General features: G+C 46.3%; 12 protein-coding genes. 8 read left to right on the plus strand and 4 right to left on the minus strand.

Features of this window, described 5'->3' with window-relative positions:
* Positions 1 to 5: 5 nt before the first annotated feature.
* On the minus strand, positions 6 to 1,022 hold the full coding sequence (locus QUB12_RS02420) for a methyltransferase domain-containing protein (protein ID WP_333142341.1): 1,017 nt from the start codon (positions 1,020 to 1,022) through the stop codon (positions 6 to 8).
* Between the two features lie 584 nt (positions 1,023 to 1,606).
* On the opposite strand from QUB12_RS02420, the gene trxB reads away from it, so the two are divergent.
* The 8 genes from trxB to rpoD all read left to right on the plus strand — a co-directional run bounded on the left by trxB (position 1,607) and on the right by rpoD (position 9,117).
* Complete coding sequence (gene trxB, locus QUB12_RS02425) at positions 1,607 to 2,977, plus strand: thioredoxin-disulfide reductase (protein WP_333142342.1); 1,371 nt, start codon at positions 1,607 to 1,609, stop codon at positions 2,975 to 2,977.
* Between the two features lie 405 nt (positions 2,978 to 3,382).
* Entirely contained in the window at positions 3,383 to 4,267 is an 885-nt protein-coding gene (locus tag QUB12_RS02430; protein WP_333142343.1) for an ABC transporter permease, read from the plus strand.
* Between the two features lie 172 nt (positions 4,268 to 4,439).
* Positions 4,440 to 5,645, plus strand: a complete 1,206-nt coding sequence (locus QUB12_RS02435) for an AAA family ATPase (protein ID WP_333142344.1) — start codon at positions 4,440 to 4,442, stop codon at positions 5,643 to 5,645.
* A gap of 51 nt (positions 5,646 to 5,696) precedes the next feature.
* Complete coding sequence (locus tag QUB12_RS02440; RefSeq protein ID WP_333142345.1) at positions 5,697 to 6,302, plus strand: DUF4276 family protein; 606 nt, start codon at positions 5,697 to 5,699, stop codon at positions 6,300 to 6,302.
* A 342-nt stretch (positions 6,303 to 6,644) separates the two neighbouring features.
* Positions 6,645 to 6,899 (plus strand): hypothetical protein, encoded by a 255-nt coding sequence (locus tag QUB12_RS02445; RefSeq protein ID WP_333142346.1) that lies wholly within the window; start codon positions 6,645 to 6,647, stop codon positions 6,897 to 6,899.
* A 201-nt stretch (positions 6,900 to 7,100) separates the two neighbouring features.
* Positions 7,101 to 7,265, plus strand: a complete 165-nt coding sequence (locus tag QUB12_RS02450) for a hypothetical protein (RefSeq protein ID WP_333054806.1) — start codon at positions 7,101 to 7,103, stop codon at positions 7,263 to 7,265.
* Positions 7,266 to 7,381: 116 nt separating this feature from the next.
* Positions 7,382 to 7,675, plus strand: coding sequence for a hypothetical protein (locus QUB12_RS02455; RefSeq protein ID WP_333142348.1), 294 nt, complete (start codon positions 7,382 to 7,384; stop codon positions 7,673 to 7,675).
* Between the two features lie 275 nt (positions 7,676 to 7,950).
* Positions 7,951 to 9,117 (plus strand): RNA polymerase sigma factor RpoD, encoded by a 1,167-nt coding sequence (rpoD, locus tag QUB12_RS02460; protein ID WP_333142349.1) that lies wholly within the window; start codon positions 7,951 to 7,953, stop codon positions 9,115 to 9,117.
* 210 nt (positions 9,118 to 9,327) lie between these two features.
* Here rpoD and QUB12_RS02465 read toward each other — a convergent pair whose 3' ends face one another.
* The 3 genes from QUB12_RS02465 to QUB12_RS02475 form a co-directional block, all read right to left on the minus strand.
* A complete protein-coding gene (locus QUB12_RS02465; protein ID WP_190735352.1) occupies positions 9,328 to 9,480 on the minus strand; it encodes a chlorophyll A-B binding protein in 153 nt (50 codons plus the stop codon).
* Positions 9,481 to 9,605: 125 nt separating this feature from the next.
* A complete protein-coding gene (locus tag QUB12_RS02470; RefSeq protein WP_333305294.1) occupies positions 9,606 to 11,093 on the minus strand; it encodes an ATP-binding cassette domain-containing protein in 1,488 nt (495 codons plus the stop codon).
* 187 nt (positions 11,094 to 11,280) lie between these two features.
* Positions 11,281 to 13,833, minus strand: coding sequence for a DNA topoisomerase (ATP-hydrolyzing) (locus QUB12_RS02475; protein ID WP_333142351.1), 2,553 nt, complete (start codon positions 13,831 to 13,833; stop codon positions 11,281 to 11,283).
* Between the last annotated feature and the right edge of the window lie 1,483 nt (positions 13,834 to 15,316).

The following is a 15,316-nucleotide window of genomic DNA, read 5'->3' on the forward strand; positions in this document are numbered from 1 at the left end:
CGTGCCTACAAAGACTCGCACCAAGCACGCTCCGCCGTCCAGTGTCTGTCTGAAGATTCATAAATCCTCAACCCATCCAACCCGGCATTTTCGATCATCTCCTCAACTTCATCCAGCGTAAATGCTGCTTGCAACGAATCGCTGAATAACTGTTTTTGATGCGCGTTGCAATCTCCCGCATACAGATTGACTAAATTATCCCTGATTTCCGCTTTTTCCGGCCGCAGCAAATCCCGCAAAAAAATTGCTCCCTGCGGCTTCAATACCCGCTTGACTTCCTGCAAAAACGGCAGCGGATCGGGCAAATGGTGGATAATGCTGTTAGAAATCACCATGTCAAAATAATTGTCAGGGTAAGGCATGGCTTTAGCATCGATTAATTCGAGACTTATTTGCGATCGCACGCCCGCCTTTTCCACATTTTGGGCCCCAACTTTCAGCATATTTGCCGACAAATCAATGCAAGTCAATTTCCATGCTGGCCGGAGTTGACAAAGGGCGATCGGAATTCTCGCCGTACCCGTCCCCGCATCCAAAACGTTTCCAAAAACCGGCCCCAACGCCGCAGCACTCTGAGCAAAAGCAGCATTAACCTCAGTAAAATCCATCGAATCGTATTCGATCGCCTCTTCCAAGGAATCCATCACTTCCGGTTCCAAAACTCGCTGCATAAAATTTATCTCGTTCTCTGGAATTTCCATATAGGGATTCAGTTTCGCCTGCAAAAGCTCGACTAATTCCGGTTCCATATATTCGTAATTGTCCGGGATTTGCAGGCAAATAACTTTCTTGCCTTCGAGACTTTCGGGAAATTTGCTGCGAAGTCGATCGCCATGCTTCTTCTCCATCACAAATATCAAATCCGCCCAACCCAGCAAACCCTCAGTTACTCTAATTCTTGCACCTTTTTCCGTTCCCGCCGATCGCACGCTGTAGCCACTAACCTTCTCGCATATTTTCTCGGCAGTCAAACTCCTCCACTTATTCCGGCTGCATACAAACAATATCTTGATTTTATCCATTCACACACAAATACAAAATTCTATGTTAATTGTGGCACGGGCGTCCCGCCTGTGCTTCCAAAGCGGTTAAAAATTTCCTTCTAATTTTCCCCCGATCGCACCTTGCATACCACAAATACTGTATTTTGTCAAATCCGGCAAAATCTCCGTTACAATTCTTAAACCATAAAATGCGGATTTTGCATAAATAATTGTACTTATTACATTTGCGAATTCGTTAATTTTACGATTTTAAAAGCTTTCAGCGTCAAAAACTTAAATTAGTCATAATGCCCCTGGATTGTGAAAATCGTACCACAAGCCTCAAAACAAGTAAATAGGTAAAATAATTGAGAATGAAGTCAATAATTTTGGTCGTCTTTAGATTTTCTTAAGATTTCAGCCCTTAAAATAGATCGAACATTTAAAACTAAATCGACTTTTAGATTGTTTTTGCTTATTAAAGTAGCTGGAATTGCCCCGAAGACCGATCGACCCTCAACAATAGATACAGATGCTCGATCGCCCAATGGCATCAAACCAAACTCGATCGAACTCTGCTAGAATTAGTAAAACGAAGTCGTTATGAGTTTAATTAAATAGCTATGACCAACGAAACCGTAGAAAACCTAGTAATTATCGGCTCAGGCCCAGCAGGCTACACAGCAGCAATCTACGCCGGGAGGGCAAACCTGAAACCCGTAGTCTTTGAAGGCTACCAAATGGGAGGCGTCCCCGGCGGTCAACTGATGACCACCACAGAAGTCGAAAACTTCCCCGGCTTTCCCGAAGGCATCACCGGGCCGCAACTGATGGATCGGATGAAAGCTCAAGCAGCGCGCTGGGGTGCCGAATTATACACAGAAGATGTAATTTCGGTGGATTTGACCAAGCGTCCGTTTACAGTGCGATCGGAAGACAGAGAAATCAAAACCCACACGATAGTAATCGCTACAGGCGCGACGGCGAAAAGGCTGGGGCTGCCTAGCGAACACGTATTTTGGAGTCACGGCATTTCTGCGTGTGCGATTTGCGACGGCGCTACCCCAATTTTTAAAGGAGTAGACTTAGCTGTAATCGGCGCGGGCGACACAGCAGCGGAAGAATCTATTTATTTGACAAAATACGGCTCTCACGTACATATGTTGGTGCGGCGCGATCAAATGCGCGCGAGCAAAGCCATGCAAGACCGAGTGCTGAGCAATCCCAAAATTACCGTGCACTGGAACACCGAAGCACTGGATATTTTGGGCGAAGCCGGTGGCAAAATGGACGGGGTGAGACTTAGAAATATCGTGACAGGCGCCCAGAGCGATTTGCTGGTGAAAGGATTGTTTTATGCGATCGGTCACACTCCCAACACTCAACTGTTCCAAGGTCAGCTAGAACTCGACGAAGTAGGCTATATCGTTACCAAACACGGTTCGGTAGAAACCAGCGTCGAGGGAGTTTACGCCGTCGGCGACGTGCAAGACCACGAGTTTCGCCAAGCAATCACCGCAGCAGGCAGTGGCTGCATGGGGGCGATGCTGGCAGAACGTTGGCTGTCAGTTAACGGTTTAATGCAGGAATTCCATCAAACTGAGGAATCCGAGCAACCCACAGCAGCGCCGGAAGCTCCAAAAGTACGCAAAACCAGCGAGAACTTTGATATCAACGACACGCGCCACGAAGGAGGTTATGCTTTGCGGAAGTTGTTCCACGATAGCGATCGACTGATTGTGGTCAAATATGCCTCTCCGAGTTGTGGGCCTTGCCACAGCCTCAAGCCGATTTTGAGCAAAGTAGTAGATGAGTTCGAGGGCAAAATCCACTACGTGGAAATTGACATCGAAGAAGATCCAGAAATTGCTGAAAATGCTGGCGTGATTGGTACGCCGACGATTCAGTATTTCAAAGACAAAGATTTGGTAGCTGAGCTCAAGGGAGTTAAGCCGAAAAGCCAGTACCGCGAGTTAATTGCCAGCAATTTGTAGAATTCGATCGATTTTAGATTTGAGGTTTGCCAAGAGAGATTTAACCTAAACTCGACTTGCGTCCCGCCTGCCAAAAACCCGGTTTCTCCCCTGCGCGCCAGTCCCGTACAGGGGAGAAACCGGGTCTTTTTTAGCCGCATCTCCCGAAAAAACCCGGTTTGTCGCGAGTGTTTGGCGAATGAGAAAGAGGATTTTTGACCAGGAATTTCAAAGGTGGTACCCGCCACGTGATTTATCCGTGGAATCAATCCCAAATCGAAAAGCGAAAATCAGAAGAGCCCCCGCATTTATCCGTGGGGTCAATCGAAAATCTAAAATCTAAAATCTAAAATCGATTGACTGTTCCGGGTTTTTGCGCCTGAGTGCTACTAAAATCGAAAAGTCTTATATAGGTCGATCGTCATTATGGCTCAAAGCCGCCTCCGACTCCCGCGATTTCTCAACAGTGCCTCACCGTCAAGCCTGTCAATGAAAATGATGTGGGCAGGTTTGACAATAACTGCCGTGTTTATATTGGTAGCAACCTTGTCTCCAGCTATGCAAGCTTGGGGATGGCTGCAAAATCCTACCGAGGCTTTGAGTAACCCCATCCACGAACCGCCGTCGGCGAATTATTGGTTTGGTACTAGCCGCAGCGGCTACGATGTGTTTTCGCGCACGCTGTTTGCTTCTCGCGCGGCTTGGCAAGTGGTGATTTTAGCCACTGCTTTGAGTTTGTTTATCGGTGTGCCGCTGGGTTTGGTTAGCGGTTATTTGGGCGGTAAGCTCGATCGAGTGTTGTTATTTTTAATGGATACAATTTATACTTTGCCGGGGCTGCTACTTTCTTTGACGCTAGCGTTTGTAGTGGGAAAAGGAGTTTTGAATGCTGCGATCGCCCTGAGCATTTCCTACATCCCTCAATACTACCGCGTCGTCAGGAATCACACCACCAGCGTCAAAACCGAATTATTTGTCGAAGCCGCGCGAGCAATGGGTGCTGACACTTGGACAGTGCTTTCGCGCTACCTGTTTCTGAATGTGATTCAGAGCGTACCTGTGCTGTTTGCCCTCAACGCTGCCGATGCAATTTTAACATTAGGAGGTTTGGGATTTCTCGGATTAGGACTTCCCGAAGCAACTCCTGAATGGGGACACGACTTGCGTTTAGCTTTAGATGCGCTACCTACTGGCATTTGGTGGACAGCTTTGTTTCCCGGTTTAGCGATGACTTTAATGGTGGTGGGACTGTCTTTGGTGGGGGAAGGATTAAACGAGTTTGTGAACCCCCGCCTGCGGAATCAGCAGTAATCTGTCTCGCGGTTAAATTAAGTTCTCCGTCAGGACTTTAGTTTTTTCTTCTTCTCTTTTCTTCCTACCCTTCGGGAACGGCTTCGCCGAACGCGCACTTCGCGTCTTCGCGGTTCGTTAAAGGAGAAATTAGGATAAAAAAAACCGAGATTATAATTGAGGAGGTGAAATCATGAAATCTATTCCCCGTATAGAATATCTCAAAGTACAAAATTACCGTGCTTTGCACAATCTCCAACTCAAAAATCTCACCCCCTTAACTGTATTCTTAGGCCCCAACGGTAGCGGCAAGTCAACTATTTTCGATGTTTTCGCTTTCCTATCCGAATGTTTTACCGAAAGCCTCAGAAAAGCCTGGGATAGACGGGGCCGATTTCGAGAATTACGCACCAGAGACAGCGAAGGCTGCATTATCATTGAATTAAAATATCGAGAGACATCCGACTCGCCTTTAATTACCTATCATCTCGCTATAGATGAAGAAAATAATCGTCCCTTCATTGCTGAAGAATGGTTGCATTGGCGACGCGGACAATCGGGAAAAGGAAAACCCTTTCGTTTTTTAGACTTCAAAAAAGGGGAAGGACAAGTCATTAGTGGCGAAAGTCCTGATGAAGAAGGTGAAAGGATAACCGAAAAACTAGAATCATCTGAATTTTTAGCAGTAAATACATTAGGACAATTTGCCAAACATCCCCGCGTTAGTGCATTAAGACGTTTTATTACAGGCTGGTATTTATCATATTTAACCGCAGATCATACCCGCAGCCTTACCGAAGCAGGTGCACAGGAAAGATTGTCCGCCACGGGGGATAATTTACCAAATGTTATCCAATACCTCAAGGAACAACATCCCCAACGGTTAGAAGAAATACTAAAAACCCTTTCCGGTCGTATTCCACGCCTCGAAAAAGTCGAAGCCTCAATCATGCAGGATGGCAGACTTTTGTTGGAAATTAAAGATGCTCCTTTTTCTCATCCAATTCTGGCAAAATTTGCCTCCGATGGTACCTTAAAGCTCTTAGCTTATTTGATAGTATTATTTGACCCAAATCCCCCGCAGTTAGTGGGGATAGAAGAACCAGAAAATCATTTACATCCGAGATTATTACCTCAGCTTGCAGAAGAATGTCGTTCTGCTTCTGCGAATACTCAATTAATGGTGACAACGCATTCTCCCTTTTTTGTGGATAGTTTGAAACCAGAGGAATTATGGGTATTATATCGAGATGAGAAAGGTTTTACTCAAGCAAAAAGAACCGCAGATATGCAGGGAGTAAAACAATTTATGGAACACGGTGCCTTACTGGGTTCGCTGTGGATGGAAGATTTCTTTGAGGTGGGAAATCCGCTTAAAAATGCGGGTGCACCGCAATGATTTTACACTTAAAATAAAGAGAAGGTGAGGATTTTGCATCTTGAGTTTTTAGTGGAAGAAGCATCACTAGAATCAGCTTTAACCCAGATTTTACCCAAAATATTGCCATCGACTGTTACCTATAAAATTCATGCTTTTCGAGGGAAAACCGATTTACTGGCTAAATTGCCTAACCGTTTGAAAGGTTATCAAGCATGGCTTCCGCCTGATTGGAAAATTGTTATTTTAATAGATGAAGATCGAGAAGATTGTATAAAATTAAAACAACACCTAGAAATAATAGCAATATCATCGGGATTAATCACTAAATCTTCCTGTCAAAAAGATAAATCATTCCAAGTCTTAAATCGAATTGTAGTTGAAGAATTAGAAGCGTGGTTTTTCGGCGAGGTTGAAGCAATTCGCCAAGCTTACCCTAAAGTCTCTCCCAATTTAGCTACTCAACAACCGTATCGCGACCCCGATGCTATTAAAGGGGGTACATGGGAGGCTTTGGAAAGAGTCCTGAAAAAAGCTGGATATCATCCGGGAGGACTAGAAAAATATAAAGCCTCTAGCGAAATTTCTCAATATATGAATCCTGAATTGAATCGCTCTAAAAGCTTCAAAGTCTTTTATAAAGCTTTATTAGAAATCATCAATAGTAAGCAAGTATAATCAACTTTATAGACAATTTTCGCTCTCGTCATTGCTGAGCTAGGAGCCAGGAATGATTTAGAGATCAAACCTAGATCAGCGCTTTCTGATGACACGCTGTAAATAATAACAAAATTTTGAGCATCGCACCAGCGTCCTACCCCTCCACATCTTTAAGCGCATCCTGCGGTTTAGGCATTCTCTCACAATAGCAAGCACATCGCTAACTGGGTAAATTTTTCTTCCCTGGCGGAGTTATTATCTGCAGGTAGTTGCATCAACGTCCGCTGGGGATTTTTTTGCGTCTGCTTGAAATTATCAAGACAATTCGGGAATGCTACCTAAAATTAATTAAAGGGCTTTATGGAATCTTTACGCTGTCACGATATATTTAAAGGAATCGTGAAGTTATACTTCCGGGAGATGTCTAATTGTATGGTTTGTGAGAACGTGCGATCGCGTAAGTGCGAACCGAAAGCCAAAAATTTTAGAGAAGTCCGCAGCCCAGAGTTGCGCGGCGGCTTAACTCTCAGTAGAATTTATCCGGGTGGTTTTTGCCACGGACGCGACAAACTCGTGTCGAACTGCTTAAATAAGAATGTGACGTTAAGAACTTAATGTGATTTAACGTGAAAATTAAACCCAATTTCTGAGATTTGAGCTAACTTAACAATTAAAGCCCCTGTTGCACTACTCAACCCGCAACGCTTCATTTGGGGTCAGAGTCGGTCTCTAATCCAGAGTTGCCGGCTTAAAACTAAAGCTACGAGCTTTATTCAATCGCAGATTGCGTATGATTCAATTCAGGGAAACAGGGTAATGATGGGTGTATCTACACGGATGGTATTGGTTCCAATTTGGGCAACTCAAAAATTGTCTGCTAACTGTCTGGCCAACTACGCCGCAGCCGTTCACCCAGATATACGCAGAAAACAGCGCCGTTCGATCGTGCCAAAGTTTTTGCGGGCCGTTCTCAGGATTTAGCAGAGCCGGACATGAGTTAGTATTGTCAAGCTAAGCTGACAGAGTTTTCCTAGTTCTTGACCAACAATGGAAAACAACTTCCATTTTTTGTGAGAAAGGCTACAATCGGAAAGGTCTTGGCAAGATCCGATTCTCCCCGTTTGGTGCTTCAACCCTCTGCTGTTGCATTTGAGGCAGCAGACCAGCATCCAAGGTGGCGAAAATTTGCCGTGCAACTGTCATGTCTGACAACCAGAGTGAAAGCAAGGCGCATCAAAAGTTCGACACCTCGAATACAAAAGTTAGAGGGTTCCGTGCCGAAAACTTGTACGGGTAAAAGCTCGAAGTACCGAGTAAAAAAGCCAGTATTTTTGGAAGTGCGATCGATCGCACTTCATGGTTTGCTTCTGGACGCCAGGTATCGCAGATGATGTGATAACTCGCTCCGAAAGAAAAAGCCTCAAGCTCAATTCAAGGTCGCGATGTTAAAATCTGCGATCGATTGAATGCCCTGGCTGCTTCAGACCAGAACTCGAACTGTGACTCATAAAACAGGTGCAGTTTCGGTAACAGATTCAGGTAGCCGACCGAAAATCCCACTATTTTTTCCTGCGGGAATGTCAATACTGGCTAACTTGTCTAAACTACAAACAGACACTATTCCACTGTTATTTATTCTTTAATTCAGGAGCATGAGGAAGACGGCATGATCCAGGCTAACACCGTACTCGCAACCACAATTACACCGGAAATGGAAACACTCGAGTTGCTTCGGGGCGCCGAAAGCGTTCTACCTGAGAGCGAGTTGGAACTCTTTATCGACGAAGAAGACGATCGAGAAGAATTCTTAGACTCTCAATCTGAGGAAGACCCTAAATCTGGCAAAGGCGCCAAAGCCCGCCGTCGGGCACAGGCAAAGAAAAAGCATTATACTGAAGACTCTATTCGTCTTTACCTGCAAGAAATCGGTCGGATTCGATTGCTGCGAGCTGACGAAGAGATTGAACTAGCGCGCAAGATTGCAGATTTGCTGGAATTAGAGCGAGTTCGAGAACAACTGCTCGAAGAGTATAACCGCGAACCCAAAGACAGCGAATGGGCTAATGCTGTAGATATGGCACTTCCTGCATTCCGTCACCGACTCCACGTCGGCCGTCGGGCCAAGGAGAAAATGGTGCAATCAAACCTGCGTTTGGTGGTGTCGATCGCCAAAAAATACATGAATCGCGGTTTGTCTTTCCAAGATTTGATTCAGGAAGGCTCTTTGGGTCTGATCCGGGCCGCTGAAAAATTCGATCATGAAAAAGGCTACAAGTTTTCTACCTACGCAACTTGGTGGATACGTCAGGCCATCACCCGAGCAATTGCCGACCAATCCCGCACTATCCGCCTGCCGGTTCACCTTTACGAAACCATTTCGCGGATCAAGAAAACTACCAAACTCCTGTCTCAGGAAATGGGCCGCAAGCCTACGGAAGAAGAAATCGCCACTAAGATGGAGATGACGATCGAGAAGTTGCGGTTCATTGCTAAGTCCGCACAGTTGCCCATCTCTCTAGAAACTCCGATCGGCAAAGAGGAAGACTCGCGTCTGGGAGACTTTATTGAATCTGACGGGGAAACGCCAGAAGATCAAGTCTCGAAAAACTTGCTCAGGGAAGATTTGGAAAGCGTTTTGGATACTCTCAGCCCCCGCGAACGGGATGTACTGCGACTGCGTTACGGCTTAGATGACGGACGGATGAAGACCTTGGAGGAAATTGGTCAAATCTTTAACGTCACCCGCGAGCGGATTCGCCAAATCGAGGCTAAAGCCCTGCGGAAGTTGCGCCATCCCAACCGGAACAGCATCTTAAAAGAATATATCCGCTAGAGTAATTTGCTAGCATCACCCGAAAGAGTGATTATCACTCTTTTGGGGGGGGAACCCCCCGACCCGGTTTGAGCTATAGCTGTTAAATTTTGTGCTGCTAACTGCAGGGAGCAATTGGCTATTTGTGGCCCAAATCGCGCTGTCAAAATTTTGGGAGTCCGTAACGGAACTCCCAAGCTTTGCATTGGCACAAAAATCTTAACTAGAAAATTACATCACGCCCCAAAAGTGAAGCAGACCTTGACCGGAAACCAATTCGATGATGACAGCGGCAGAAAAGCCAATCATAGCGAAACGACCGTTCCAATTTTCGGCTCCTTCGCTGAAGCCCCAGTTCCAAGCGTTGCGTTTTTGTTCTTGCATAGTGCGAACTCCTTTCGTTAACTTGTGTAAGGCTTATGTAAATAAATATAACATTCCTTGAAAAAAATGCAAGCTTGTGATTAGTGATATCGGTCACAACGGTCGATCGACCTTGATGATTTTGCCTAACGAGGAAAAATAGCCAACTCGGTATCAGGGTCGAACAAGTGAATCTTGTCATGGGCGATGGCCAACCAAAGCTCCTCGCCAACTCGGATCGATCGCTCCGGAGGAACCCGCACTTGCATCCGCACGGCCGGAGCATCCGTCAAACAAACTCCCAAATAAGTTTCGTGTCCCAAAGCCTCTACAATTTCCACTTGTACCGAAATATTTTTGGTAGCCGGAGGGTTAATGCTCAGATGTTCCGGCCGAATGCCCAAAATTAGCCCTCGCCCGTCATATTGTTGTAGACTTTTTGCCCAAATATCGGGTAAAGTAAAGCGAAATTGCGGGTGAGAAATCAACAAGGGGGCACTAAATTCCACCAACAAGAAATTCATCGGCGGAGAACCAATAAACTCAGCAACAAACAGATTAGCCGGCTTATTGTAAAGCTCTAGAGGTTGAGCTACTTGCTGAATCTGGCCGACCTTCATAATAGCAATCCGATCGCCCATAGTCATCGCCTCAGTTTGGTCGTGAGTTACATAAATAGTTGTAGTTCCCAACTGTCGCTGCAACTGCACAATTTGCGATCTCGTTTGGGCCCTCAATTTCGCATCCAGATTCGATAACGGTTCGTCCATCAAAAAAACTTCAGGATTTCTAGCCATCGCCCTACCCAAAGCTACCCGCTGCTTTTGCCCTCCCGAAAGTTGTTTCGGCAAGCGATTTAAAAGAGATTCTATTTGCAATAATTCAGCTACCTCCCGCACTCTTTTTCCTACAGCCTTTTCCCGTTCCGACAAGTAGCGCAAACCCGGAGGCAACTTGCGAGTCGCTCCTACCAAAAAATCCTCCCATAAAGCATATATTCGCTCGTTGTTTAAAGTATTAGAAGCTAAATAATTAATAAGCTCTTTTACCTGATTCCTGATTTTTTCTGCCTTCTCCCTGCTTCCTTTTTCTTTTTCTGTCTCTTCTCCCTTCTCTCTGCTCCCTTCTAGCTGCTTCCTTCTAGCTGCTCCCTTTTCCCTTGTTCCTTGTTCCTTTTTCCTTCTATCAGTTACATCCGTTACATCCGTTACAGAATCCGTTGCCGAACTTCCTTCTTCCTTCTCCCTTTCCGAGCGGCGCAATCCAAAGGCGAGATTATCGTAAACTGTTAAGTGAGGATAGAGAGCATAATTTTGAAATACCATAGCGATATCTCGGTCTTTAGGAGGCAAATCGTTAAGGAGCCGATCGCCCACCCAAATATTGCCGGCCGTTAAAACTTCCAAACCGGCGATCGAGCGCAGCAAAGTGCTTTTTCCGCAGCCAGAAGGCCCCACCAGCACCATGAATTCCCCGTCTTCGACCGTCAGGTTAATGCGCCGCAAAACGCTGTTAGACGCAGGGCGATCGGCTATAGGCGAGACACTTTCTGCGACGGTGTTTGCTTCTTTTTCCTGTTCTCCTTGGCGGAGCGGAAAACTTTTGTAGATATTTTCTAATACAACTTGCGCCATTAAACAATTTTAGATTTTAGATTTTAGATTTTAGATTGGGGAATTGGAGGCAGAGCCTCCGGGTATGTATTCCCAGGCAGAGCCTGGGAACAAGGCTGAATGGGGAATAGAATTGGACGTAGACGCTCGAAGGCAACAAGGCCAAGTCTCAATCGAGGCACAGCGAATAATGACCAATGACTAATGACTATTGACTGCTGATAACTTTGATAATTTTTTCACCTGGATTGAGGTCAAAAACTCGATCGCCCGCAGCATCTTTCCCCCAAAAAGCTATAGCATCAATAGTCGATCGCAGCAGGCGGCCAGAATTAGTAAAAAGTTTGACATCCGTACCCGGAACAGCCTGCAGCAAGCCAACTAAAGCATCTTTAGGCTCTGAGAAACGAAAAGCTTGAGTGCCAATTTCGCCCCTGTTAGTAAGTCTGACAGAACCTGCAGGCATTCGTTTTGCCCAACCCAACTCGGAAAATAGTACCAGACTGTCGTTCGCGTCGAGAGTGATGCAACCCACCAACTCTTCCTGCTTCCGCAACCTGGTTACTTGAGATCCCTGGGCCGCGCGGCCCATTGGCGGCAGTTGTTCATCATCGATCTCAAACCGAAGGACTCGGCCTCCTGAAGTTGCGATCGCCACTTGCTCGCCGACTTTACCCAGACTCGCACAGCGCAGCCGATCGTCCTCCTTGAGTTTAACAACAGTAACGCCGCGATTAGTCAAATCAGCAAATTCCTGCATCGGCAAGCGCTTAATTTTCCCTTGCTGAGTCAGAGTTACTAAATCTGCCGCTTCCGAATTTTCCGGCAAAATAAAGTGTGCGACTGTGATTTCCGACAAAGCGCGACCGGCACTTTCTTTGGTAGCACTCGGCGACAACAAACTAACGATCGGCGTTCCCCGGTCTTTGGCGCTACTACTAGGAATATCTGCCACTTTCAGCGGGTAAGCTTTGCCGTTAGGAGTTAAGACGACCAAAGTGCGATCGGTTTTCGTCAGATCTGCCGTCACAATAAAATCTTCATTTTTTTCTAAAGCTGAAACCGATTTTTCGCGACTTTTCGAGCGTGGTTTTTCCCCAGGCGGCAAGCGTCGCACGTACTGCTTGTGCGAAAATTCAACAATAGTTTCCTCTGCCTCTAGAACGGGCAATAAGTTAGGCTGAATCGTTGCCGGCGACAACTGCTTCACCCCAGAATTTTTCTTGCCCGCAAATTGTGATTCGGCGTTTGCTGCGCGTGCAGTTCCATTGGCGAATTTAGTGCGGCGGGGGTCAGCGTACTTGCGTTTGAGCGATCGAAATTCCTTCTTTAAAGCCTTCAAAAGTTCGCGTCTGTCGCTCAACAACCGCTGCAATTCTTGAATATTAGCCATCAACTCATCAAACTCAGACTGCAAATTTTGCCTTTCCAAACCAGTCAGCCTACGCATAGGCATCGCCAAAATCGCATCAGCTTGACTTTCGCTCAAATTGAGGCGAACTTGGAAAGTTTGCTTAGCAGTAGAGCCGTCAGGAGAATTTCTGAGAATGTCGATCGCGGTATCGAGATTTGTCAAAGCCAACATTAAGCCTTGGACAATATGACAGCGGCGTTCTGCAGCTTGCAACTCGTAATTGTAGCGGCGGGTAAGAGTCACTTCCCGGAAATCGAGAAATTCTTGCAACAATTGTCTCAGCGTCAACTGTCGCGGTTGACCGTTGACAATTGCCAGCAAAATCGCGCCAAAATTTGTTTGCAGGTCAGTTTGTTGGTAAAGACGAGCCAGAACCGCTTCAGGGGTAAATTCCCGCTTGAGTTCAATCACCACTCGAATGCCTTCGCGATCGCTCTCGTCACGCAAATCAGAAATACCGTCGAGGCGGCCAGCATTGACCAACTCCGCCACCTTTTCAATCCAAGCCGCCTTATTTACCTGAAACGGAAACTCCGTCACCACGATCGCCGTTTTAGTACGCACCTTGCGATTACCTGGCACTTCTTCCACCCCGGCCACACCCCTGACCGCAATGCTGCCTCGACCCTTAGTGTAGGCGTCAACAATGCCCTCTGTAGCGACGATTTCCCCTCCGGTTGGAAAATCAGGACCTGGAATCAGTTCTATCAACTTCTCGTCGGATAGTTCCGGGTTTTCAATCAAAGCAATTAAACCGTCTACCACCTCCCCCAAATTGTGCGGCGGGATATTAGTTGCCATCCCCACAGCAATGCCCGTACAGCCGTTGAGTAACAGAAACGGCAACTGAGCAGGCAGCGCCGTCGGTTCCTGCTGGGAACTGTCAAAGTTAGCAGTAAAATCAACAGTTGCATCGCCGACTTGGGTTAGCATAGCTTCGTGGGCGATCGGTGCTAGCCTCGTTTCCGTATAGCGCATAGCAGCCGCCGGATCATTGTCCACCGAACCGAAATTGCCGTGACCCGCCAGTAAAGGATAGCGGCTCGAAAACTCCTGAACCATGCGTACCAGAGCGTCGTAAACCGATTGGTCGCCGTGGGGGTGATATTTTCCCAAAACATCTCCAACTACCCTGGCGCACTTACGGTAAGGTCGGTCTGGCGTCAGACCGAGTTCGTGCATCGCATATAAAATTCGACGGTGAACTGGTTTTAAACCGTCGCGGACATCAGGCAAAGCTCGCCCGACGATCACACTCATGGCATATTCGAGGTACGATTGCTGCATCTCGGCGTGCAGAGGCGTAGAAATTACTTGCCCGGAAAGTAGGTTGAGTTGTTTAGCCATGAGTCCTTGTGTCCGTTAATTCCTGAGTGAAAACAGCCTCTGTCAATAATGCCGAGGTTCCCTGTCTCGATTTAAAAGCCTTTGCAGCAGGCGAACCGAAAGTTCGACCCAACCGCCCAGTTGAAGAATAAAAATAAACTTAACTTGTGAAAGCAGAATCAGAGTCCCGAAGACGGGCCACACTGGCCTCTTACTCTCCACTCTTACCCTAACCTCTATGTTGCCTTCATTTGTGTCTACCTGTCTATTTACCTTCTGCCGTGAGAAGGTTGATTCACAGGAGAACACGGAATGCCAGAAACTCAGAACGTAGTGAGGCTGTAGCTCTTCCTAGGAAAGCATCACGAGGGACTTGAGTCCCCGTCAATCCATGATAGAATTTAATTGCAATTAGGAATAACCATCTACACGAAGAAATATTATATTCAGGAGAAACCCCAGATTGATCTCGTCTCGGTATAGTCGTAGCTTGGATCGAGCAGCAATGGTAGACGATCGAGCTTACCGTATTTTGGCAAGCGTGATGGACTCCGAAAGTATTAAAAAAGAAAAGTAAGCGGAATTGGAATACCTCTGGTACTGGTACTTGTTCTGATCGTGTAGAGGCGACTGGACTGTCAGTAACCCCGGTCTAAAGACACGGGGCTTGCAAGAGAAATCTGGCAAGCCGTACTGACCAGACTAAGGCTTAATTGCCTACGTTTTGAGAGTCACGACACCCTGTGGATGTGTAGCTAGTCCCCTGCTCTGTCCGAAGCAATTAAACAGTTCTAAGGTCACGCTCAACAGTGTTGCAGGTCTAACAAGCTCTCGAAACATTGTCGAAGCTAACATTACCCCATTCATGGGAGGCACAACCAGTGCAAAATACTATGCGTACAGGATTGGAAGATTGGAAGCGGTAATTGTCCCGTTGAAAGTGCAATACAAAAGTACACTCCCGTTAACCAATCCCAAGGCGGTAGTAAATCAAAAATATAAAGCCGTGCTTCTAGCACGGGGTTTCTACCCATTTTTTCTGATGAGGGAAGTCCAAGTTTTGGGCTTATTCAACCATAGAGCGTGGCCCTGACTCGCTGAGAGTGTCAAAAATGCCGATATTGATGAATTCATCAGTCAAAAGCTCTCCTGGCGATATCTCCTAGTCTGACATCCCCTTGATGAACGCAAGCGTCGATATTTTCAGCCGTTTTGAGGGGTTAAAACTGAGTATTAGGAATCTCCAACAATCCCCGCTCGATTCGCTACTCCGAATGCTGTGGCGACGGGAGTATGTGAATAAACATGGCTTGATTCTAATGAGGAAGAAGGAAAATAATTATCACACATTCCCGAATCTAATACCAGTTCAAAAAATAGTGCAACTGTAGGCCCGTGTTCCAAACGGATATCCAGTCAATCAGTTCCCATCTAAAATCTAAAATCTAAAATCTAAAATCTAAAATCTAAAATCTAAAATCTAAAATGGTAGAAGCCGAAGGCT

The sequence above is a fragment of the Microcoleus sp. B7-D4 genome (assembly GCF_036705125.1).
Lineage (GTDB): Bacteria > Cyanobacteriota > Cyanobacteriia > Cyanobacteriales > Microcoleaceae > Microcoleus.